Consider the following 21,470-nt stretch of genomic DNA (forward strand, 5'->3'; position numbering starts at 1 on the left):
AGTGGACCTTCGTCTCTTGGATTTGGATTGTACATATCGGCTTGACCGGTGGTCGCTGGTTCCTAGACGAACCTTCTTTTGTTTCCAATTGGACGGGGACGATTGTTAGTGAGTCAGTTGGCAATTAAAATGCACCTCCCATTCGTGATACCACGATCATACCGGGAAGTGCATTCGAAAAATATGCGTTATTTGAATTCGGGCTTACGTTTGTTCAAAAGCATCGCAGACTTATAAGACCGGTGGTCTTGAAAGAGATCAAAAAATTTCAAGGGTGCGGAAAGGTTGTCAATGGATTCAAATTGTTTGTGTGTGAGGGATGCCATCATACTAAAAAGGTGGCCTACCGCTGCAAAGGTAGATTCTGTACGACATGTTCAGTAGGTGAGAGTGAAGAGTGGAGTCGCATCTTGGCGAACGAGGTGATACAGGTGAACCATCGCCATGTCATCTTTACAATCGACGAGGGGTTGCGGGATGTATTCCTTCAACATCGATATCTACTGAAAGACATGATGGATGAGGCCGCACGGATCATCAAAGAGTTCTTCTGGAAAAAGGCCAAGGTCGAACCAGGGATCATCTCAGGTCTCCATACATTTGGGTCGCAGGTGAACTTCAATCCTCATGTACACATGCTCGTCACGATGGGTGGGATCAATCAGAAGGGTGAATATGTGGACCATGACTTCATTCCATTTGCGATGTTGAGAAAGCAGTGGCAGACAGTCGTGTTAAAACTGATCCGTAAGAACCTGAATGCCGAAGAGAAGAGAAAGGTCCAACCGAGACTCCAGGCTGCCTTCAACAACAACAAGGACGGCTTCTATGTGCATGCCCCAAAACAGAAGGGGAAGATTCAGGAACAGTTGCGCTACATAGGCCGTTACATGCGACGACCTGCGATCGGTCTCAATCGGATCGTGGCATATGATGGCGAGATGGTGACATTCACCTACAAGGACAAGACCGACGGTCTCGAGAAAACGGAGACTGTGACGGTAGAAGAGTTCATCGCAAGATTGATCCGTCACATCCCTGACGAACAGTTCAAGACGATCCGCCATTACGGGATGTATGCAAGAAACAGAAAGGCAAAGGTGAAAGCACTGCTTACGAAATGGCAGAAAGAGGTCAAGAAATGGTTCGTAAAAGCAGGGGCAAAGCTCCGCAAGCGCAACTGGCGTGAAAAGTTCTTGATGAACAACCAGCCAGATCCATTGGTGTGCCCAAAATGCGAGAACCATCTCGTGTTCAAGGGAGAGGTCTGTCTAGATGATGGTGTGCTGACGATTCGCGTGGCCGTATGCAATAATACAAAGAAATACTTAGAGAGGGTGATCGACTATCTCACCAGTCAGCAAGACTCGAAAGAAAAAGAAAAAGGCCAGTTCGCCTAAGGCGAGACCAGCTAAGGTGAAGTACATCTGCCTACTCTGTGAGACGACGGAACTGATACCTTATGACGTCGTACGTGACATGGATCGGATGGACCAAGACGGGGACCAGAGCGTCCCGCCGATGTTTGAGTGCGACCAATGTGGTGCGGGGATGTATCCTGAATCGTACAAAGGTATATCCGGAGCCCACTATCAAATATCAGATGTGAAATAGTTCAAAAAGGTCCGGCCAGGGTTTTTGGCCGGATTTTCTTATGCGTTCTTTTGAGACAAGGACTGAACCACTGAAGTGGGGAAGGTCTTTTCTAGCAAGGGCTTGGGACATCCGATTTTGAGGGAAGATGGGTGCTCGCAAACAGGATTATAGAAGAGAAATAGTTTCCAATAAATCAGTCTGTCACGACAAATCGAATCTCTGTTAGGACAAATCCTCATTTGGTAACGAGAAAGTGGCATCTTGTAACGACAAATCCTTCGGCTGTACGGTGAACGTACGCTCAGCCCACGAAAATCCCTAAAGTGTTGAAGCCCTTCCTAGCAAGGGCTTAAGGCATCCGCTCTAAATCCTTATTTATAGATGAAATCATGATTAGTGATGATAAAAGATGAAAACCGCAAATGTATTCTCCAGTAACGTCGATGAAATCGCAATCAGAGTCGATGAACGACTACTCACCTCATCAAAATATCCCGATTACCTAAAAAAGCCCTGAAATCATTTGATTTCAGGGCTTTCGTTTCAATTAGCGACGATCTTTCGTGATATCTTCAAAGTTTTGTTGTACTTGGCCTGCTTTTTCTTGAACATTTCCTTTGAATTGTTCTTTTTTTCCTTCGTTCTCTAAGGATTTGTTATCTGTTGCATCCCCAATCGTCTCTTTTACTTTTCCAGAAACTTTTTCAAGCTTGCCTTCTACTTTGTTTGAGAATCCATCGTTCGCCATAATGCAATTCCTCCTCATAGTAACGAAATTTCTTACTTCCATCTAAATACCCTTTGCTCTTCATTTAAAACAATCTGCTTTCTTCTCAAATAATCTGTCTTCTGTGAAACGCTATTCCTGTCCAAACGTACTGTATAGTATACTAGCGCAAAAGGGGGAAAGTGTATGATGGAAGCATTTAACGAAATACCATGGGGACTCATAGCTCCGCTACTTGGTTTGCAGGCGATTTTAATTATTGTGGCAATTATTGATCTTATCCGTATCCCTGCAACTAATGGGCCGAAATGGGTATGGGTTCTCATTATTATTCTTGGGAATCTAATAGGGCCCATTCTTTACTTTATTTTGGGGAGGAAGAGTGAATGAGCGGGCATTTGCATGTAGAGAATTTAACGAAACACTATGGAAAAGAAGCTGCTGTTCAGAACGTCACATTTACGCTGGAGCCGAATACGGCAACAGCCCTTATTGGACCTAACGGAGCTGGAAAGACCACCACATTGTCGATGCTAACAGGACTCCTGAATCCGACAAGTGGCACGATTGTGGTCGATGGAAAGACAGGCGATGATTATCGTCATAAAATGGGATTCCTTTCTCAGTATCCACAATTTTACGGATGGATGTCTTCTCGCGAGTACATGGAGATGGCTGCTAGACTCAGTGGGGTTTCCGCACGTGATGCACGTGTCGAATCAGAAAAAGCGCTCGACTTCGTGGGACTGGGTGATGTCAAAGGGAAAAAGATTTCAGGCTTCTCTGGTGGGATGCGCCAACGGTTGGGTCTTGCTCAAGCCATTGTACATAAACCAGCATTTTTGTTCTTGGATGAGCCAGTGTCGGCACTTGATCCGATTGGGCGTCGCGAAATTTTAAACCTAGTAAAAGAGTTGCAGCAATCGACGACCATCTTGTATTCGACTCATATTTTAAATGATGCGCAAGAAATGACGGATCAGCTATTGTTTATGCGAAAAGGAAACCTGATTGAACAAGGATCGCTCACCAATATTCAGAAAAAGTATGAAGATGCGCACTATCAAATTCATTTCACCACGAGTGAAGAGGCGGCCTCTTTCATTGATGGCTCAACGTATGCGGCTTACCAAGAAAATCATATTGCCTTTATTCCAATCAAAGAGGAACGACCGAGGATGCAAGAAGTGTTAGCATCCCTTGTCGCATCACCTCATTTAACCGTAACAAAAGCAGAGCGTTCCACAGCGAGCCTCGAAGAGATCTTCTTAAAGGTGGTGAATGGGAAATGAATCAGTTCGGTGTGCTTTTTCAAAAAGAATGGCGAGAACATGCACGAAACTTTAAGTTGATTTGGATTCCTATCGTATTTATCTTACTCGGAATTACAGAACCCATTATCAATCATTTCCTACCACAAATCATTCAGTCTGCTGGAAATGTACCGGAAGGATCGGTCATTCAGTTTCCAGAGATGACACCGGAACAAATTCTTCTGTCGGCTCTCAATCAATATCAGTTCATCGGTATGCTTATCATCGCTTTTGCATTTGCAGGTCTTGTTGCGCGTGAAAGAAAAAATGGAACGGCAGCGTTCCTATATGTACGACCTCTCTCGTTTCCGTCGTACATTTTGAGTAAATGGACCATCAGCAATTTGATTTTGCTTGGGAGCCTTGTGCTTGGCATGATCGGCGCTGCGTATTACACTGATTATCTCTTTGGCAATTTCTCGATTCAACGATTTATTGCCATGCTTGGCGTCTATAGTGTCTGGATGATCTTTGCACTGAGTGTAACGCTTCTGTTCAGTACGCTTTTGCGTCCCGGAATTGCTGCAGCGCTCTCCGTCTTTTTCATCGCGTTCTTCCCGATGATCGATGGACTTGTCTTACGATACTGGCCTTATACACCATTTAAGTTATTTTCCTATGCAGGAATGGTGATGATGGGAGAGGTGGACATGAAAGACCTGTGGATCACTGTGGCTATCGCTGTACTTTTAATTCTTATTTGCGTTACAGTAAGCATACTTATGGCGAAGAAAAAAGCCGCTGACGTTAAAATTTGAGGTGAAGTCTAGATGACAGAAAATCAGCAGACAGAAGAGCGGAACTCCGATCGGTTTATATCGGCGTACAACCGAATTGATCAGGAAATGAAACATATTATTGGATCGACAGATCATCATTCCTTTTTCCGGCTGATTGATCTGACCAAAAAGAAGAGTGCGGTTATTCGCAGATATGAAGCCGATCTTCGCGAATTTGGAGATTTACGGAATGCGATTGTGCATCACCGCACATCTGTGGAGTACGTCATTGCAGAACCACATGATGATGTGGTCACGAAAATGGAAGAAATCGAACAAGCGCTGATGCATCCCCATTCGGTCGGAGAAACATTTAAGCGAGATGTACTCACTTTCCAGCTTGGGGATTCGTTAAGCTATGCCCTCAAGATAATTCGGGAACGTAAGTTTAATCAGTTTCCTGTCTTTCTAGGTTCTGAATTTAAAGGGCTTGTGACTCCTGTAGGAATCACGGCATTTTTAGCCAGTAATATTCATGAAGACACGATTTCTCTTCGGAAAACGACACTAGAAGATATTTTAATTCATGAAACCAAACGGGCGAATCATCGTTTTATATCAAGAGACACCTCTGCCTATGTGGCAGAAGAGATGTTCAAAACAGAACTTTCCCGCGGACATCGGTTAGAGGCATTGTTAATTACGGAAGATGGAGAGCCGTCTAATGAACTCTTCGGCATTATTACACCGTTTGACATATTAAAACTTAATTAGCTATTTCCCGGGAAATAATTCGACAAGGAAGAGATGATGAAAAAACTATTACTAGTCCTATTCGTGATAATGGCGGGAGCTGGGTGGCTATACTGGGGAAATATCACCCCGGTGGTGACCACTCATAATGTCCAACTAGATGACTTACCAAATGAGTTTTCCGGATTGAAGATTATTCAATTGAGTGATCTACATGATGCGGAATTTGGGGAAGGTCAAGCGAACTTGATTCAAGCAGTCACAGACCGTGCACCTGATCTGATTTTTCTTACAGGTGACATGATCGATAGCAATCGGTATGATTTGGAGCAGAGCCTTGCCCTCGTACGTGGTCTACAACAAGTTGCGCCTATGTATTACGTGACGGGCAACCATGAGATTGCTACGAAAGAGGTTGAATATATCAAGGCTGAGCTGAGCGGACTCGGTGTAACGGTTTTATCCAATGAATCTGCTCAGTTTACAAAAGGCAATGTGTCACTTGAAATCTTCGGGATAGAAGATCCGTTAGACGGTGTACCCGTGCATCATGCGCTTGAGCAACATCCACGCGAAGGTGCCGTACGTCTCACCCTTTCTCACCGTCCGGAAGTGTTTGAAGAATATGTGACGGCAGGAGAACAACTTGTTTTCACAGGGCATGCACACGGGGGACAGATCCGCTTATGGGGAATAGATGGAGTAATCGCGCCAGGGCAAGGGTTTTTCCCAGCCTATACTTCCGGAGTCTATGAAGAAGCGGGGACCCAAATGATTGTCAGCAGAGGCCTTGGAAACAGTGTATTTCCGCTCCGTGTAGGTAATCGTCCAGAGATTGTCGAAGTCATATTAGAATAAAAAGTGGCCGGTTCTATTTGAACCAGCCTTTTTCTTTGGCCTTCGTCAAGGCTTCGATGCGACTGCTTGCCTGAAGCTTCTCAAGGATGACCGAAATGTAGTTGCGCACAGTTCCAGGAGAAAGGAACAATTCCGCGGCAATCTCTTTGGAATTCTTGCCTTCTGCCATTTGTTCCATGACCTGCATTTCACGTTCAGTTAACGGGTTGGGCGCATCAAATGCCAGTTCCATCAGTTCAGGAGAATACATTTTGCGTCCTTTCATGATGGAGCGAATGGCATAGGCCAGTTCTTCGCTTGGACTGTCTTTGACTAAATAGCCATCTACTCCGGCCTGACGTGCTTTTTCAAAATACCCAGAACGGGCAAACGTCGTTAAAATCAATACTTTACATGGATGGTCTTGTAGCGCCCCTGCAAGCTCTATACCGGTCATTATCGGCATCTCGATATCAGTGATACAGATGTCTGGAGAAAGCTTCTGAACGAGATCCAGTGCTTCTTGGCCATTATTTGCTTGCCCGACGACTTCCATATCGTCTTCAAGCTCTAAAAGAGATCCAAGCGCTCCAAGTAACAAGCGCTGATCTTCTGCTAATACGATGCGAATCATTTAATTCGCCTCCTTTTGCTGTGGTGTCACATGAGGGACTGCAATAATCAGCTTGGTTCCTTGCGACTGTTCAACGGTCAGAGACCCATTGATAAATTCAATCCGCTCTCTCATACCCGAGAGTCCATTACCTTCGATGTAATTCCCGACACTTCCACCAATACCGTCATCGTCAATCTGCAGAACGGTCAACTGCTTCGAACTATTCAAATTGACCCGGCAGTAAGAAGCTTTGCTGTGTTTCACGACATTCGTAATAGCTTCTTTAAGTGACATGCTCAGAATCGATTCAACGAGAAGTGGCATCTCTCCATGTATTTTTCCGCCTTCTCGAATGAATTGTATATCTGCTGCCTGAAGCAATTGGGTAGCCGATTCAATTTCATCCTCAAAATGGACCGTTCGGATCGTGGACACGAGTTCCCGCACCTCTTTTAACGCAAGTCGTGCGGTCTGATGAACTTCTTTCAATTCCTGTTTGGCCCGTTCCGGATCTTTATCGATCAACTTGGATGCGAGTTCACTTTTCAGTCCAATCAAGGAAAGCTTTTGCCCCAACGTGTCATGAAGGTCTCGTGCAATCCGTTGACGCTCTTCGACAACGCTCATATGTGCAATCCGTTCATTCGCATATTCAAGCTCTCCTGTCAGATAATCTTGCCGTGCTTTACTGAACGTGGCAAACGGAAGAAGGACAATACCGATGAGAGCGACAATCAAGAAAGGCAAATGGGAAATGAATAGCTCAAATTGTGTAAAGAATCCAAAGACTACACTGAGTGTCACAGTTAGGACGTGCAGTCCGTACAGGACAAAGAAGCGTACTTTGTTTTCGGTAAATCCAATAAAGAAGGATAAAAAGATACTCAGATAGACATAGCCAAATAGGAGCGTCATGACGGACGTGACCGCCATCTCGAGAATTACTGCCATGTAAAAGAGTGTTCCGTTTAAAAAGAATGAAAAACGATACAACAAGAAAAATAGTCCAAGTAAACTAAGTCCGAGGACAATTTCCTGCCAGCCCGTCGAGCGGAATAAGAAAAAGAAAGGCAAAATACAAAAGACAATCCAGGCATAGAGACTCAGCCAGGGCGAACGTGGGAACAACTGATACCATTTCGGCATCGGTTCACCTCCTAAAAAAATAACCCGACCAAAGTGGCCGGGCGAGCAAACTTCTATTTCTAGTATACGCGAAACAAGGGAACGTCTGAAAGGGTCATCCATTCATTTGAGAAGGAGATGTGCGCATTTGGCGACGTTTCCAGTCTTTGAAGGAGATAAACGTTTTCGCGGTTTCGTCATAGAGACGGAACTTCAAGGACGTTAAACTTGTCTTTAAAGTGATCGTTGTTGCCTGGTGAAGCGGCGGTGTCTTTTCATGGGCTTCTTCTAGCAAGTAGTTCGGAACACGTGGGCTTAAGTGATGCACATGATGATAGCCGATATTTCCTGTTAACCATTGTAAAACTTTCGGCAGTTGGTAGTACGAGCTTCCATCAACAGCCGCTTTCACGTAATCCCACTCTGTTTCTTCCTCAAAATAGGAATCCTCAAACTGATGCTGTACATAGAACAACCAGATCCCGAGTACGCCTGCTACATAGACGGTCGTACCTTGGATAATGGCAAACTCTGTCCATCCAAGAAGGAAGCCAGCTAGTGTATAAAGGACAATCACGCTGATTGTAATCAAGTGTGTATTCCAACGCTCTTTCGGACGTGCGTCTTTGCGATTGATGCGGCTTGAAATTAAGAACAGATAAATAGGACCTAGACCAAACATCACCAGTGGATTACGGTAAAGACGATAAGCTAATTTTTGACCTGGAGATGCTTCTGTGTATTCTTCCACAGTCATTACCCACATGTCACCCGTGCCTCGCTTGTCGAGATTACTGCTCGTCGCATGGTGAATCGAGTGTTCACGTTTCCATTTTTCATAAGCAAAAAGAGTCAAGATTCCAGTGATGGTCCCCATGATATTGTTTGCTTTTTTATTTTTGAAGAAAGATCCGTGTGTGCAATCGTGGAAAATGATGAACGTACGTACCATAAACCCTGCCGCAATGACAGCAAAGCCGATGCTCAACAGAACGGAAATATCAAATGTTAGATAGGCAAGGGCCCATACCAAGAATAGAGGGACAATCGTATTGATAACTTGGATAATGCTTTTGTTTAATTGAGATTTTTCAAAGGGAGCCACTTGTTTACGTAGCTCTCGAATGCGTTGTTTATCCATGTGATGCCTCCTGGTCGTAATTGATTACTTTAAGCTTAATCAAGTTTACGACCAGATAGTAATAGCAGATGTAAGCAATGTCATATGACAAGTGTCATATAAAAAGGCCCTCACCGAAGTGAGAGCCAGACATCTTATTTATTTTCCTCGATTAAACGGTTCGTTTCATCAAATTCATGATCGATTTCCAGATTTGGTTTGTATGTCATCAAGCTGACAACGACAGTGACAATCAAGCTCAGGATGAAACCAGGAACGATTTCGTACATAGCGCTTTTAAGCACCTCAGTGTTCGCCCATATGACAACGACAACGGCTCCGACGATCATACCTGCTAGAGCCCCTTGAGAAGTCAGCTTTCTCCAGTAAAGAGAGAGAAGGATGACCGGACCGAAAGAAGCACCAAACCCTGCCCAAGCGAACTCAACCAAACCTAAAATCGTTTCATTTTGTTCCCAAGCAAGGAAACCAGCAAAGATGGATACCGCTAATACAGCAATACGTCCGTACAATACATATGTTTTATCTTCCGCATCCGATTTGATAACTTTTTTGTACAAATCTTCCACGAGTGCAGAAGAGGTGACAATCAATTGAGAAGAAATCGTACTCATGATTGCCGCTAAGATCGCAGCAAGCATTAAACCAGCGATGAACGGGTGGAACACAGCTTGGCCTAATACAATAAAGACCGTTTCTGCAGTTGTTTCATCCAGTGGTGTTTGGCCTGCCTGGTTGAAGTAAGCTACCCCAACTAAAGCTGTTGTAATGGCACCAAGTAAGCTGAAAATCATCCAGCTAATTCCGATGCGGCGAGCAGATTTTGCTTCACGGGCAGATTTGATCGCCATGAAACGAACAATGATGTGCGGTTGACCGAAATAGCCAAGTCCCCAAGCAGCAGTAGAGATAATGCCAAGAACTGTAGTTCCAGCAAACAAGCTGAAGTGATTTGGTTCCACTGCTTGAATCGCATTCACTGTTTCACCGAATCCACCAAGTGCCACGATTCCAATAGCAGGAACAAGAATAAGTGCAATCACCATCATTAACCCTTGTAAAAAGTCAGTATAACTTACTGCCAAGAAGCCTCCGAATAGTGTATAAGCTACAACGACAGCTGAAACAATGAGAAGTCCAGCGTGATAATTTAATCCGAATGAACTCTCAAAGAATTTTCCACCTGCTACCATTCCAGACGATACATAGAATGTAAAGAATAGTAAAATGATGATACCTGAAGCAATTCGAATTAAAGAAGATTTCCCTTTTAACCGGTTATCTAAATAACTTGGGATCGTAATGGAGTTGCTGGACACCTCTGTGTAGACGCGTAAGCGTGGTGCAACGAATACCCAGTTCAAGTAAGCCCCAATCGTAAGACCGATGGCAATCCAAGCACTTCCTAACCCAGAAAGGTAGATAGCACCAGGTAGACCCATGAGTAACCATGCTGACATATCGGCTGCTCCGGCACTCAAAGCGGTTACAGCGGGACCTAAATCGCGTCCTCCAAGCATATAGTCGTTCAGATTGGTTGTCTTGCGGTAAGCATAATATCCGATAACGAGCATCGTAACCATATAGATAATAATGGCAATAATCTGATAAATTTCTGCTGACATCATAATGACCTCCTTTTCAAATTCATAGTAACAAGTATATTGTATTCTGTATAGAGTCTTTTAAGTTTTATACTTCATATAGGAAAGAACACGGGAACCAATACCTGGCAGAAGGAGAAATCATATGAAAATTTTACATACCGCCGATTGGCACCTAGGAAAATGGTTGCAAGGAATTTCACTTCTTGATGACCAACGATATATGCTGGAACAACTACTCCTTGTTATTGACGAGCAACAACCGGATGTCATTGTGATGGCTGGCGATATTTATGACCGCGCCATTCCTCCTGTAGAAGCTATTCAATTGTTTGGAGAGTTCTTACATAAAATTGTGGACGTGCGAAGGATTCCTTTCCTGGCTGTGACGGGGAACCATGATAGTCCGGGACGCATGCAATTTGGTTCTACGTTTATGAAGCAAGCCGGTCTTCATCTGCACGGAGACTGGCAACCGGGGAACCACAAAGTCCGTCTGGAAGATATCCATGGCCCTGTCGACTTTCATCTGATCCCGTATATGGATCCGGCCCAGGTACGCTTCCGGCTGAACAAAGAAGAGAGCATGAATCACCAGGAAGCGATGGAGCAGGTTCTCGAGAGTTGCCTTCCGCTTGAAGAAGGGGTGCGTCACGTCTTTGTAGGTCATGCGTTTGTCACACCTTACGGGGAACCGGAAGAGAATACGAGTGAAGCCGAACGCCCACTTGCGATAGGCGGAGCGGAATACGTATCTGCACAACTCTTTCAACATTTTCACTACACAGCACTTGGCCATTTGCACAGAGCTCATCACTGCGGTATGGAACACGTGCGTTTTTCCGGAAGTCCGATGACGTATGCAATCTCGGAAGCCGGTACGGAAAAAGGGGTCTTGCTTGTCGAATTGGATGCGGCAGGAAAGACACATATTACCTTGCATCCATTACCACCACGCCGCGCCATGCGCCGTATCGAAGGTAAGCTACAGGATGTATTAAAGCACCCGCTGAGCGAAGACTATGTCATCGTCAAACTACTGGATGAAGGACCGATTCTGTCACCGATGGAACAGCTCCGTACCGTCTACCCGAATACACTTCACGTAGAGCGTCAGCTTGTCGTCTTAGGCTCAGAGGCACATGTGCCTTTAAAGGAACGCCAACAACTTAATGAACGCGCTTTATTTACAGCATTTTTAGAGGAAATCACCAATGAACAACCGAATGAAGAGATGACCGCGCTCTTTCTAGAAGCCTGGCATCACGCGCAACAAGAGGAGGAGAACTGATGCGACCCCTTTACTTGAAAATGACCGCATTTGGTCCATACCGTGAACAGGAAACCATTGATTTCTCTGAGCTTCATCCGCACACTCTGTTTGTCATTGCTGGACCGACTGGAGCAGGGAAGACGAGTATCTTTGACGCGTTGTCCTTTGCCCTTTTTGGCACCGGAAGTGGAGAGGATCGTCAAGATACCCGAATGCTACGCAGTGATTTTGCACCGGATGAGTTACATACAGCAGTTGAGCTGACATTTTCTGTGCGCGGACGGACGATTCGTATCTTCCGACAGATGGCGCACATCAAAACGGGAAACAAAACAGCAACAGGTGAAAAATATGAGCTTGTGGAAGTGACACCAGAAGGAGAGGTTCCTCTTGTCGAGCGGTACACTGTGCGGGAAATCAATGCGAAACTAATGGAACTAGTGGGCATGACAGCTGAACAGTTTCACCAGATTGTGATGTTGCCGCAAGGGGAGTTCCGGAAATTTTTGACGTCCTCTACCGATCAAAAAGAACTGATTTTGCGTAAACTATTCCGGACTGAACGTTTTCAGCGGATGAATGAATTTTTACGAGAGAAACGTCAACAACTTCTGAATTCCTCTCAGCAACACCGTGCCGTCCTCATGACGCTCGTGAGTCAAGCAGCAGGTCTCTATCCGGAAGTAGAGACATTCAAGCAGCATCAAATCAATCTCTATCAAATTGATGATGCATTCACACGTGGCATGGATGAATTGAAGAAACAACAACTGCAAGCGACAGAAATAGAACAACATGCGTGGACCCATTTCCAAGTCGAGCAGAAAAGACTGCAGCAAATGGAATGGATGCAAGCAAAGCGTGTGCGACTTGAAGAACTGGTGACGAAACATCAGACATTGATCAATCAACAACCTTTGATGGAGAAGGGGAAGGCGCGTCTAGAAGCGGCAGAACGCGCTCAATCTATTGCCCCGGTCTATCTGGTCTACAAACAGATGATGCAAAAAGCACAACTAAAACAAGAAGCCGTGCAGAATCTGAAACAAGAGGCTGAGCAGGTCACGATACAATTTACCGAAATCGAGAAGAAGTGGAAGACGCTTCAGGCGGAAGAAGAAAAGCGTCAAGACTTACGACGAGCAGTGGAGAAGCTAGAAGATCGCGTCAAGCAACTGGAACAACGAGATGTCCTTTTGACAAAAGAGCGGAGTCTTGCGAAAGAAAAAGAACTGCACGACACAGCTGTGCAACAGATGAAAGGCGAACTTCAACAAATGGACGACCGCCTTCAATTCTTGGTAGAGCAGTATCAAGCACTAACTGCAGAAGCGGACGGACTGACCGAACTGGAGAAAGCACGAAGCACACTCTCAGAACAGCTCAAGCAACTCACTCATTATGAACAAGTTCAAAGGCAGATTGACGAGTTCTCTCAAGAACTTCTTCAAACTGCACAAGCTGAGCAACAAGCAAAAGAGGAGTGGCAGCAGTTCCAAAAACGTCAGGCCAATCAGCTGGCCGTCCAACTTGTTGAACATCTACACGACGGGGCACCTTGTCCGGTTTGTGGTGCGACAGAACATCCCTCTCCTGCCGTTCGGGAAGAAGAAGTATCTGAACATCGTCAGGCGGAACTGCAACAAAAATTACAGCAAGTGACGACACGTCACATGCGTCTGACACTTGAATTCGAGCGACTCCAAAAAGAAGCCAAAGCGTTGGAAGAAACGTATCCGAATGCGCTTGAGCAGAAAGAGAACTATGAACAACAACTTACAGAGGTGACAGCAGGCATTAAAGGGTTAAATGAAAAAAAACAACAAGCATCGGCCTATATGTCAGAAGGAAAACCTCTTCGTCAGCAATCTCATCAATTGAAAGACCAGATGAGTGTACGCGAACAACAGCTCGCCCGAGTGACAGAGGAGTGGCAACGTCTTCAGGGGCAGCTTCAATCAATGGAAACCGCTGAAGAAGAGTCACTAGAGGATGTAAAGCAAGAGGCGCGTAAAATGGCTGCTTCATATAAACAAGCCGTCGATGAATGGCAACAGACCGACAAGACATATCATGGTGTCAAAGAACGTTTTCAGTCGGTAAGAGAGCGCCTGGAATGGGAACAAAATCAGCTGAAGCAGCTGCAAGAAGAAAAAGAGCAAGCCGTCGCAAGTTGGGAAGATGCGCTGCAGGCTCGAGGCTTTGAGAACGACAGTGCCTATACCCAGGCGTCTTTACCGGAAGCAGAGACAACTCGTTACAAAGAAGAGCTTCAGTCCTATGAGACGATGATTCAACAGGTGATGACAGAGAAAGGGCTTCTTGAAAAAGAACTGGAAGGGCATGAGGAGCGGGTGCCTGTTGCAGATCAGCGAGCATTCGTACAAGAAGCGAAAGCGACATGGGATACAGAAAAAGAAAAAGCACAAAAACTACAAGGGATTTACGAGGCGAGCGAACGACTCATGAATCAATTCGCAGGTCTTAAGAATAAAATGGGAGACACTGAGACGCAGCTGGCTACAACGACGTCCCTTTACGACGCACTGCGCGGGCAAAACAACAAGAAACTATCATTTGAACGCTATATGCTAATTGCCTATCTCGAACAGATTACAGAAGCAGCGAATCAGCGCCTTCAATCGTTGTCTGGTGGTCAGTTCCGCTTAGTCCGCAGTGACCGTCAGGAAAGTCACGGCAAACAAAGTGGTTTGCAACTAGATGTCTACGATGGATATACAGGACAGTTCCGAGATGTGAAGAGCTTGTCCGGTGGCGAAAAGTTCCATGCGTCGCTGAGCCTTGCGCTAGGGATGGCGGATGTCATGCAGGAGATGAACGGGGGCATTCAAATCGAGACGATGTTTATCGATGAGGGCTTTGGATCACTGGACGAGGAGTCACTACAAAAAGCAATAGACGCACTTGTGCAGCTTCAACGGACAGGACGACTCATTGGAGTCATCTCCCATGTGAAAGAATTACAGGCGGCCATTCCGGCACAGCTGCGGGTTCAGAAATCCGCTTCAGGAACGAGTAGTACCTCATTTCAAATCGGATAGGGGGAAGATGAGATGCAAATTATCGTAGATGCTGACGGGTGTCCGGTGGTAGCGGAAGTGATTACAGCGGCGAAACTTTTTGGTATCCCTGTGACATTGATCTGTGATACCGCCCATGTCATGGAGCGGGAAGGGGCAGAGACCATCACCGTTTCAAAAGGCGCGGATGCTGTCGATTTCGTCCTCGTCAACCGGATGAGAAAAGAGGACGTCATCGTGACTCAGGATTACGGCTTAGCTGCTATGGTACTCGCCCGTGGTGGGTACGTGATAGATCAGAATGGCCACGAATACACCAATGATAATATATTGGGGATGCTAGAACGCCGTCATACAGCAAAGAAAATCCGTCAGGCGGGTGGCCGATTAAAAGGTCCAAAAAAACGATCCAAAGAAGCCAATGCCGAATTTCAACAAAAGTTTGAACAGTTGCTGAGTCGCCTAAAAAATTGAACATTCATCTAGAATATTTGATGAATCTTTGCTATACTATTTTGATGAATAAAATTAAAGGTGGAACAAGCAATCATGAAAGAATATCGTGTATTACTTTACTATAAATATGTAGCGATTGAAGACCCGGAAACCTTCGCAGCCGAGCACTTGGCGGCATGCAAAGAAATTGGATTAAAAGGCCGTATCCTCGTTTCTCACGAAGGAATCAATGGTACATGTTCAGGTACCATCGAACAAACAGATGCGTACATGGACATGATGAACAACGACGAGCGCTTCAAGGACATCATGTGGAAAATGGACGATGCAGACGAGCATGCCTTCAAGAAAATGCATGTTCGTGCGAAAAATGAAATCGTTCACTTGGGTCTTGAAGACGATATCAACCCGAATGAGATAACAGGTACGTACTTGTCACCAAAAGAATTCTTTGAGCAGATGCAAGAAGAGGATACGGTTGTTCTCGATGCACGGAACGACTATGAATACGACCTCGGACACTTCCGCGGTTCAGTTCGTCCGGACATCCGCAATTTCCGTGAACTGCCACAATGGATCAAAGATAACAAAGAGAAATTAGAAGGCAAAAAGATCTTAACGTACTGCACAGGCGGGATTCGCTGTGAGAAATTCTCTGGTTGGTTGAAACGTGAAGGATTTGAAGACGTCGGTCAATTGCACGGTGGAATTCATACGTACGGAACAGACCCTGAAGTGCAAGGGCAACTTTGGGATGGTCAAATGTATGTGTTTGATAACCGTATTGCCGTACCTATCAACCGCGTCGAGCACGTGATTGTTGGGAAAGATCACTTTGACGGGACGCCATGTGAGCGCTACGTGAACTGTGCGAATCCTGAATGTAATGACAAAATCCTCTGCTCAGAAGAAAACGAGCATAAATACATGCGTTCTTGTTCAGATGAGTGTCGCACACATCCACGTAACCGATACGTGGTGGAGTACAACATGACACCAGAGCAAGTAGAAGAGCGTCTGGCTGTTCTTGAAACAGCGGAAGTGAAGTAAGAAGAAGAGCAGCGTCTCATGACATTTTTTCGTTATGAGGTGCTGCTTTTTCTTTGCGCCTCTCAACACACCACGCCGGTTCGTACAAATTTGTTTCCAATAATCCATTTGTGGCCAATGGATTGATGTGGATGGCGACTAACGCTGCATTCATGGCGAATAAATCAAGTTTCATGGTGAATACCTCCTCTTACATGGCTAATGTAACGGCTGCTCACTCCAAACCCTCTAAAGTGGGGTAGGTCTTTCTAAAAAGGGCTTGGGTAAACCGGCTTTTGAGGGAAGATGCGTGTTCAACGGATGGAGAGTGGGGTGGGGGCGAGGTGAAAGCACAAAATGGTTTCCATAAAACGAGTTTGTCACGACAAATCGATTCTCTGGTAGATGAAATTGGCGTTTTGTCACAACAAATTAAGGTTTTGTCACGAGAAACCTCTCGGCTGTACGATGAACGCTCGCTCGGGAGTCTGGGCACGCCCGATTTCCTCGGCATTTCTGAACGAGCCTGCTCCACTTTTCTGGAAAATTATCAGAAAAGTGGATTATTATACACAAGTGTTTAATAAATTGCAAATGCGGATATATATAATATAGAACCGGTTGAGGTCCACCGGAAAACAAATGGGCCGAATAGGAGTGGGAGCAATGGAAAAAGTAGCATTTTTTATTCAAAACTTCATTGAAGTGCTCATGGATCAAGCGGCGATTGTTGCACCAGATGGCACGATTCTTTATACAAATCCGCAGTGGGACCTATACCACTTGAATCAGGCGGAAATGGCCCCTCTTTTCACTGGAGAAAATGTATTTCAACTGAAGACCTCACCCACCACAGAACATTTATCACATGGCCTTACCGCATTACAACAGCGTCAGATAGACGAAGTGAAAATTCATTTGGATGCAGCACATCATTTGATTGCCCGTCGCTGCCTATTAGATACCGATCAAGAAGGTTTTGTCTTATTCAACCGCGAAGTATCTGCGATTTCATAAAGAATATGAGCATTTGTCCCCTAGGAGTGGACCAATGCTTTTTTGTTGGATTTTAAATCCACAGTGCCTTTCTTTAAGGTGTATAATGAAGACCAAAGGAGAGGAAGGTATGAGCCAGACACTCATTGACTCGTTGCAGGAAAATATCGCACTCATTACATCAGATGGCACGATTTATGCGACCAATCGTGCATGGCGGCAATTTGCCTGTGAAAATGGATCGGATCAAGGGTATTCCGATATAGGTCGGAATTATTTAGAAACTTTAAAGAATGCTGGTTCTATGGAGGACGTAGAAGGTATTAAAGCCGTTCTTTTCGAGAGAGCGCCATTCTATGAGTCTAAATATGCCTGTCCCAGCCCCCAAAATGAACGTTGGTATTTAATGCGTGCGACACCTCTCCAGCAAGACGGGAAGGTTTACGGTGCGTTGATTGCTCATCGCAACATTACTGAAGAGGAACTGCAGCGTAGAGAAGTGTATGATGTCCTTGAAAGTATGACAGATGCTTTTTATGCAATCGATTATGACTGGCGGATAATGTATTTAAATTACCAAGCGGCATGATTGTTACGACGAGAAAGACAGGACGTTTTAGGAAAAATAGTGTGGGAAGAATTTCCTGAAAGTGTGGATACCATGATCTATTCGACGTATAGAGCAGTGGTAGAAACGCAAAAATCACAAGTTATCGAAGAATACTACCCTCCACTTGAAACTTGGTTCGAGATTCATGTCTACCCTCGTTCAGGGGGTGGTGTTTCTGTTTATTTTAAAGATATAACGGATCAAAAACAGAAGGAAGCTAAGCTTTGGCAAACCGCACACTACGATCATCTGACGGGACTGCCTAATCGGTTGTACCTTTACGAAGAGGTAAAGCCTAAAATCAAAGAGGGTCAATCGACTGCACTCTTTTTTATCGATTTGAATGATTTCAAAATGATCAATGATGTATGTGGTCATGATACAGGAGATGAGTTGTTAAAAGATGTAGCGAACAGGTTACAATCTTTACTGCCGTCCACATTTTTTGTTAGTCGATTTGGCGGAGATGAATTCGTCATCCTCGTTCCTTATCTAGATGATGAACAATTAGAAATGGATGCAGAACGAATAGCTCATGTGTTTCACGATCCATTCTGGATTCAGGAGATTAACCGATTTACAGTAAACGTTGCCATAGGAATCAGTGTTTTTTCAAAAGATGGCCATGATGCAGATGAGCTGATTACAAAAAGTGATATGGCCATGTATGCGGCGAAGAAAATGAAGAATACCAACTGGGTCTATTATCAGGAAGCTATGTCCACTGAATGGAATCGACGATTGCGTCTTGAAAAAGATTTGCTGCAAGCGATGCAAAGAGACGAGTTGATGCCGTACTTTCAACCGGAAATAGACACCGTTATACAAGGCGTACTAAGCATGGAACTTTTAGCAAGGTGGGAGCACCCGGAACTCGGATTCATCTCGCCCCTAGAATTCATACCGATTGCGGAAGATTCAGGTCAATTAAAGGAACTGATGCAAGGACTGATTCGAAAAGCCGTTCAAGAGTTGGTTAGTTGGCAGGAGAAGGTCCAATATCAAGGGATGCTCTCTGTAAATGTAACGTCTCAATTGATTTCGGAAGATTCATTTTGTGAAAATCTCCTTCGTCTCAAAGAAGAATTCCATCTGGCGGATGGAATCTTAGAACTCGAATTAACGGAAAACATGCAATTGTTTGAGACGCCTCTCATTCAACAGAAACTACGTATCCTACAAGAGAATGGCATACGAATTGCGATTGACGATTTCGGCAGTGGCTACTCCAACTTTTCCTATATCAGTGATTTTCCGATTGATAAAATTAAAATTGATAAATCATTCACTGATTATATTGAAGTCTCTAAAAGAGGAGAGGCCGTACTGGACTCATTGATCTTATTAAGTTTACGTTTAGGAATTGATTTAGTAGCGGAAGGCGTAGAGACGGAAGCGCAAGTTTCCTATCTTCAAAAACGGGAATGTATGTTCATGCAAGGTTATTATTTCGCCCGTCCGATGCCCGCTCGAGAAGCAGGGGACTATTTAGAAAGTTTATTTAAGAACTAAATATACATAGAAAAACAGCACAAAGGCTTTCTTTGTGCTGTTTGTTTGTGTGGTTATTTTGTTACGAACGCTAGAAACCCCTTCACTAAGCTGTGACCTCCAGAAATGCAAAGGGCGCCTCCCTGTCCACGCTGTCATTTGACAGAATTTCAGGGCGAGCCTGCTACACATCTTGAAATAATCGAGTTGCGCCACCTAGAAACACACTCCAAAATCATTCGCATCCATTGAGGCAAAGAGCGCCTCATTGGCTCCGCCTGATTTTCTCGGAGTTTCTGGAGCAGGTGGCTTCACATCTAATTGTTAATTCTTACTTCTTTCATTTTGTCTCCGTTGGACATATTGCGAGCTACATCTAAGCCAGATGTTAATTTACCGAACACTGTGTGAACACCGTCTAAGTGTGGTTGAGAATCGTGAACGATGAAGAATTGGCTTGATCCTGTGTCACGGCCAGCATGTGCCATAGAAAGGCTGCCTGGCTCATGTTTGTGTGGGTTGCCATCAGTTTCACATTTGATAGTTTTGCCGCTTCCGCCCATACCTGTTCCTGTTGGGTCGCCACCTTGAGATACGAAACCTGGGATGACACGGTGGAAAATGACACCATCGTAAAATCCTGAGTTTGCAAGTTCTTCAAAGTTTGCTACCGTGTTGGGTGCTTCATTTGGATAAAGTTCGAATTCTAGCTTGTCGCCAGATTCCATTAAAAAGTAACCTGTTTTTGCCATTTAAAAGTCCTCCATTTCAAAATAACATCGGTACTAGTATATCACGGATGGAGAGGGTTACAAAAATACAGAGTTTGCTCGGTGTAATGAGAGGGTGAGAAATTATTCTGACTCCAACAAGTAATCCGGTAGCTGGAACGTATAGACGGTGCGCGGACGACCTTGTTGATACGTCATTTCCTCACCGGATCGTACGATTAACTGATGATCCACAAGCTTTTTAATCATGCGCTCCGTCGACCGGCGAGTCAAACCTAGGAACGTTTCTAAGTCACTTGCAGTGAATTGATTCGAAGGATGTAACCCATGAAAACGTATGACTTTGGACAAATTGGCCGGACTCATCGCCATCTTCTTTGCCAGTTCCACTTGGCGAGGCTGCGTCAATTGCAACACGAGTTTTTCTGAAGTGAAAGGCGTCGTTAAATTCTTCTGTGCATCCATGACAAAAATGGTTCCGCTATCTCCATACCCCAGAGCATCTTCCGCATGTCGAGTGGCTGTTAATGTATCGAGTCCGTACCCGACCCCGACTTGCACGTGATGACGTTCAATTAATTCCCGGAATTCGAAAAGGTGAAGGACATATTCAATATGCTTCCGGGTGGTCACAAACTGTAGCGTTGTTTTATCGTGAGAGAACCATGGGCTCTTGAGAAATTGTCGAAGTGCATCATTCAAGTCCTTGGATTCGGAAGGGTTCCGTACCAGAACGACGGCTGGTTCTGCTTTTTGACTTTTCACGAGTTTCGCTAGATGGGCCGTTTGAGAGATGGCACGTTGTAATGTTTCGGTCAACTCCCGCATATAAAGAGACTTGTATCCAGCTTCTTCTAGTGCTTGATGAACCGAATGAATACTGGTGATGGCTAGTTTCGTTTTCAGCGCATCTTGAGCGCGCATATGAAATTGCAGAACTGAATCCAGAGAGATTTCTGGATAAATCTGAAGGACAGGTCCGCTTTCTACTGTAGAGGACAACTCATTTAGAACTTCTGAAAACAAGGCAGGCACGGTAAGGTCAATAGAGATCTCGGTGGCAGATACTTGATACATCCAGCTGGCATGTAACAAGGTGGCAGTGATGATGGCTTCGTCTTGACGCATCACATAGCTAGGGATTTGTCGGCGCTCCACCACATCCTTTGCATAATGATAGGGAAACGTACCGGCGAAGAACAACGCATCGACTACGGGGAGTTGTTGAACAATCTCTCTTGCTTCTTTCGAATCACTATACGTATAATAATAAAAACGCAATTCGGGAAACTTGGTCTCTAGTTCTTGAATACGGGGAGTGAACAGTTCTGAACCGATTACAGCAATGGTGAGTGTCATCCTAACACACCTCTCTCACTTAAATAACGACTATTTAACGACAACTATAAACA

The 21,470-nt window shown here is 44.8% G+C and carries 22 protein-coding genes; 14 read left to right on the forward strand and 8 right to left on the reverse strand.

Translation table 11 applies throughout. The features are described 5' to 3' along the window. Positions 1 to 155 precede the first annotated feature (155 nt). On the forward strand, positions 156 to 1,400 hold the full coding sequence (locus ACFO0S_RS01360; protein WP_465251267.1) for an IS91 family transposase: 1,245 nt from the start codon (positions 156 to 158) through the stop codon (positions 1,398 to 1,400). 743 nt (positions 1,401 to 2,143) lie between these two features. On the opposite strand, the gene ACFO0S_RS01365 is transcribed toward ACFO0S_RS01360, so the two are convergent. Continuing rightward, on the reverse strand, positions 2,144 to 2,344 hold the full coding sequence (locus tag ACFO0S_RS01365; protein WP_378139381.1) for a CsbD family protein: 201 nt from the start codon (positions 2,342 to 2,344) through the stop codon (positions 2,144 to 2,146). A 165-nt stretch (positions 2,345 to 2,509) separates the two neighbouring features. Here ACFO0S_RS01365 and ACFO0S_RS01370 point away from each other — a divergent pair, with 165 nt between their 5' ends. From ACFO0S_RS01370 to ACFO0S_RS01390, 5 genes are read left to right on the forward strand one after another with little or no spacing between them, the layout of a single operon-like run. Then, on the forward strand, positions 2,510 to 2,713 hold the full coding sequence (locus ACFO0S_RS01370) for a PLD nuclease N-terminal domain-containing protein (protein ID WP_378139383.1): 204 nt from the start codon (positions 2,510 to 2,512) through the stop codon (positions 2,711 to 2,713). Then, positions 2,710 to 3,615: an ABC transporter ATP-binding protein gene (locus ACFO0S_RS01375; protein ID WP_378139385.1), complete on the forward strand. Its 906-nt coding sequence runs from the start codon at positions 2,710 to 2,712 to the stop codon at positions 3,613 to 3,615. Before ACFO0S_RS01370 ends, ACFO0S_RS01375 begins: the two co-directional genes overlap by 4 nt. Continuing rightward, entirely contained in the window at positions 3,612 to 4,394 is a 783-nt protein-coding gene (locus ACFO0S_RS01380) for an ABC transporter permease (RefSeq protein ID WP_378139387.1), read from the forward strand. The genes ACFO0S_RS01375 and ACFO0S_RS01380 overlap by 4 nt, the downstream gene beginning before the upstream one ends. A 12-nt stretch (positions 4,395 to 4,406) precedes the next feature. Beyond that, positions 4,407 to 5,129: a CBS domain-containing protein gene (locus ACFO0S_RS01385; RefSeq protein ID WP_378139389.1), complete on the forward strand. Its 723-nt coding sequence runs from the start codon at positions 4,407 to 4,409 to the stop codon at positions 5,127 to 5,129. A gap of 36 nt (positions 5,130 to 5,165) precedes the next feature. Continuing rightward, positions 5,166 to 5,966 (forward strand): metallophosphoesterase, encoded by an 801-nt coding sequence (locus ACFO0S_RS01390; RefSeq protein ID WP_378139391.1) that lies wholly within the window; start codon positions 5,166 to 5,168, stop codon positions 5,964 to 5,966. 13 nt (positions 5,967 to 5,979) lie between these two features. Here the strand turns inward: ACFO0S_RS01390 and ACFO0S_RS01395 are convergent, their stop codons facing one another. The 4 genes from ACFO0S_RS01395 to putP form a co-directional block, all read right to left on the reverse strand. After that, on the reverse strand, positions 5,980 to 6,579 hold the full coding sequence (locus ACFO0S_RS01395; RefSeq protein WP_378139393.1) for a response regulator: 600 nt from the start codon (positions 6,577 to 6,579) through the stop codon (positions 5,980 to 5,982). Further along, positions 6,580 to 7,707: a sensor histidine kinase gene (locus ACFO0S_RS01400; protein ID WP_378139395.1), complete on the reverse strand. Its 1,128-nt coding sequence runs from the start codon at positions 7,705 to 7,707 to the stop codon at positions 6,580 to 6,582. It abuts the gene before it with no gap. A 94-nt stretch (positions 7,708 to 7,801) separates the two neighbouring features. Continuing rightward, a complete protein-coding gene (desA, locus tag ACFO0S_RS01405; RefSeq protein WP_378139398.1) occupies positions 7,802 to 8,827 on the reverse strand; it encodes a Delta(5) desaturase DesA in 1,026 nt (341 codons plus the stop codon). 134 nt (positions 8,828 to 8,961) lie between these two features. Beyond that, positions 8,962 to 10,452, reverse strand: a complete 1,491-nt coding sequence (gene putP, locus ACFO0S_RS01410; RefSeq protein ID WP_378139400.1) for a sodium/proline symporter PutP — start codon at positions 10,450 to 10,452, stop codon at positions 8,962 to 8,964. A gap of 124 nt (positions 10,453 to 10,576) precedes the next feature. Here putP and ACFO0S_RS01415 point away from each other — a divergent pair, with 124 nt between their 5' ends. From ACFO0S_RS01415 to trhO, 4 genes are all read left to right on the forward strand, one after another. Further along, complete coding sequence (locus ACFO0S_RS01415; protein WP_378139402.1) at positions 10,577 to 11,722, forward strand: exonuclease SbcCD subunit D; 1,146 nt, start codon at positions 10,577 to 10,579, stop codon at positions 11,720 to 11,722. Continuing rightward, positions 11,722 to 14,766 (forward strand): AAA family ATPase, encoded by a 3,045-nt coding sequence (locus ACFO0S_RS01420; protein ID WP_378139404.1) that lies wholly within the window; start codon positions 11,722 to 11,724, stop codon positions 14,764 to 14,766. The genes ACFO0S_RS01415 and ACFO0S_RS01420 overlap by 1 nt, the downstream gene beginning before the upstream one ends. Before the next feature lie 12 nt (positions 14,767 to 14,778). Next, the gene (locus ACFO0S_RS01425; protein WP_378139406.1) at positions 14,779 to 15,219 is read left to right on the forward strand and encodes a YaiI/YqxD family protein; all 441 of its coding nucleotides are present in this window, start codon (positions 14,779 to 14,781) and stop codon (positions 15,217 to 15,219) included. 75 nt (positions 15,220 to 15,294) lie between these two features. Continuing rightward, on the forward strand, positions 15,295 to 16,251 hold the full coding sequence (trhO, locus tag ACFO0S_RS01430) for an oxygen-dependent tRNA uridine(34) hydroxylase TrhO (RefSeq protein ID WP_378139408.1): 957 nt from the start codon (positions 15,295 to 15,297) through the stop codon (positions 16,249 to 16,251). Positions 16,252 to 16,267: 16 nt separating this feature from the next. Here the strand turns inward: trhO and ACFO0S_RS01435 are convergent, their stop codons facing one another. Then, positions 16,268 to 16,426, reverse strand: a complete 159-nt coding sequence (locus tag ACFO0S_RS01435) for a hypothetical protein (protein ID WP_378139410.1) — start codon at positions 16,424 to 16,426, stop codon at positions 16,268 to 16,270. Positions 16,427 to 16,574: 148 nt separating this feature from the next. Between ACFO0S_RS01435 and ACFO0S_RS01440 the strand changes: the two genes are divergently transcribed. From ACFO0S_RS01440 to ACFO0S_RS01455, 4 genes are all read left to right on the forward strand, one after another. Further along, the gene (locus ACFO0S_RS01440; RefSeq protein ID WP_378139412.1) at positions 16,575 to 16,814 is read left to right on the forward strand and encodes a hypothetical protein; all 240 of its coding nucleotides are present in this window, start codon (positions 16,575 to 16,577) and stop codon (positions 16,812 to 16,814) included. A gap of 82 nt (positions 16,815 to 16,896) precedes the next feature. Continuing rightward, positions 16,897 to 17,247 carry a hypothetical protein gene (locus ACFO0S_RS01445; RefSeq protein WP_378139414.1) on the forward strand — a complete coding sequence of 117 codons (351 nt, stop codon included), beginning with the start codon at positions 16,897 to 16,899 and terminating at the stop codon, positions 17,245 to 17,247. A gap of 109 nt (positions 17,248 to 17,356) precedes the next feature. After that, positions 17,357 to 17,815 (forward strand): PAS domain-containing protein, encoded by a 459-nt coding sequence (locus tag ACFO0S_RS01450; protein WP_378139416.1) that lies wholly within the window; start codon positions 17,357 to 17,359, stop codon positions 17,813 to 17,815. A gap of 72 nt (positions 17,816 to 17,887) precedes the next feature. Continuing rightward, complete coding sequence (locus tag ACFO0S_RS01455) at positions 17,888 to 19,348, forward strand: putative bifunctional diguanylate cyclase/phosphodiesterase (protein WP_378139418.1); 1,461 nt, start codon at positions 17,888 to 17,890, stop codon at positions 19,346 to 19,348. Between the two features lie 296 nt (positions 19,349 to 19,644). On the opposite strand, the gene ACFO0S_RS01460 is transcribed toward ACFO0S_RS01455, so the two are convergent. Together ACFO0S_RS01460 and ACFO0S_RS01465 are read right to left on the reverse strand one after the other, a co-directional pair. Continuing rightward, positions 19,645 to 20,079 carry a peptidylprolyl isomerase gene (locus ACFO0S_RS01460; protein WP_378139420.1) on the reverse strand — a complete coding sequence of 145 codons (435 nt, stop codon included), beginning with the start codon at positions 20,077 to 20,079 and terminating at the stop codon, positions 19,645 to 19,647. Between the two features lie 102 nt (positions 20,080 to 20,181). After that, a complete protein-coding gene (locus ACFO0S_RS01465; protein WP_378139422.1) occupies positions 20,182 to 21,417 on the reverse strand; it encodes a hypothetical protein in 1,236 nt (411 codons plus the stop codon). Positions 21,418 to 21,470: the final 53 nt, after the last annotated feature.

Source organism: Chryseomicrobium palamuruense, assembly GCF_042649045.1.
Taxonomy (GTDB): Bacteria; Bacillota; Bacilli; order Bacillales_A; family Planococcaceae; genus Chryseomicrobium; species Chryseomicrobium palamuruense.

Excerpts from the sequence above, each read along its gene's own strand:
- ACFO0S_RS01435 (WP_378139410.1), bottom strand. The coding sequence starts at position 16,426 with ATGAAACTTGATTTATTCGCCATGAATGCAGCGTTAGTCGCCATCCAC.
- desA (WP_378139398.1), bottom strand. The coding sequence starts at position 8,827 with ATGGATAAACAACGCATTCGAGAGCTACGTAAACAAGTGGCTCCCTTT.
- ACFO0S_RS01460 (WP_378139420.1), bottom strand. The coding sequence starts at position 20,079 with ATGGCAAAAACAGGTTACTTTTTAATGGAATCTGGCGACAAGCTAGAA.
- ACFO0S_RS01385 (WP_378139389.1), top strand. The coding sequence starts at position 4,407 with ATGACAGAAAATCAGCAGACAGAAGAGCGGAACTCCGATCGGTTTATA.
- ACFO0S_RS01390 (WP_378139391.1), top strand. The coding sequence starts at position 5,166 with ATGAAAAAACTATTACTAGTCCTATTCGTGATAATGGCGGGAGCTGGG.
- trhO (WP_378139408.1), top strand. The coding sequence starts at position 15,295 with ATGAAAGAATATCGTGTATTACTTTACTATAAATATGTAGCGATTGAA.
- ACFO0S_RS01420 (WP_378139404.1), top strand. The coding sequence starts at position 11,722 with ATGCGACCCCTTTACTTGAAAATGACCGCATTTGGTCCATACCGTGAA.
- ACFO0S_RS01395 (WP_378139393.1), bottom strand. The coding sequence starts at position 6,579 with ATGATTCGCATCGTATTAGCAGAAGATCAGCGCTTGTTACTTGGAGCG.
- ACFO0S_RS01445 (WP_378139414.1), top strand. The coding sequence starts at position 16,897 with ATGGAAAAAGTAGCATTTTTTATTCAAAACTTCATTGAAGTGCTCATG.
- ACFO0S_RS01455 (WP_378139418.1), top strand. The coding sequence starts at position 17,888 with ATGATCTATTCGACGTATAGAGCAGTGGTAGAAACGCAAAAATCACAA.
- ACFO0S_RS01450 (WP_378139416.1), top strand. The coding sequence starts at position 17,357 with ATGAGCCAGACACTCATTGACTCGTTGCAGGAAAATATCGCACTCATT.
- ACFO0S_RS01415 (WP_378139402.1), top strand. The coding sequence starts at position 10,577 with ATGAAAATTTTACATACCGCCGATTGGCACCTAGGAAAATGGTTGCAA.
- ACFO0S_RS01365 (WP_378139381.1), bottom strand. The coding sequence starts at position 2,344 with ATGGCGAACGATGGATTCTCAAACAAAGTAGAAGGCAAGCTTGAAAAA.
- ACFO0S_RS01465 (WP_378139422.1), bottom strand. The coding sequence starts at position 21,417 with ATGACACTCACCATTGCTGTAATCGGTTCAGAACTGTTCACTCCCCGT.
- ACFO0S_RS01425 (WP_378139406.1), top strand. The coding sequence starts at position 14,779 with ATGCAAATTATCGTAGATGCTGACGGGTGTCCGGTGGTAGCGGAAGTG.
- ACFO0S_RS01380 (WP_378139387.1), top strand. The coding sequence starts at position 3,612 with ATGAATCAGTTCGGTGTGCTTTTTCAAAAAGAATGGCGAGAACATGCA.
- putP (WP_378139400.1), bottom strand. The coding sequence starts at position 10,452 with ATGTCAGCAGAAATTTATCAGATTATTGCCATTATTATCTATATGGTT.
- ACFO0S_RS01370 (WP_378139383.1), top strand. The coding sequence starts at position 2,510 with ATGATGGAAGCATTTAACGAAATACCATGGGGACTCATAGCTCCGCTA.
- ACFO0S_RS01400 (WP_378139395.1), bottom strand. The coding sequence starts at position 7,707 with ATGCCGAAATGGTATCAGTTGTTCCCACGTTCGCCCTGGCTGAGTCTC.
- ACFO0S_RS01375 (WP_378139385.1), top strand. The coding sequence starts at position 2,710 with ATGAGCGGGCATTTGCATGTAGAGAATTTAACGAAACACTATGGAAAA.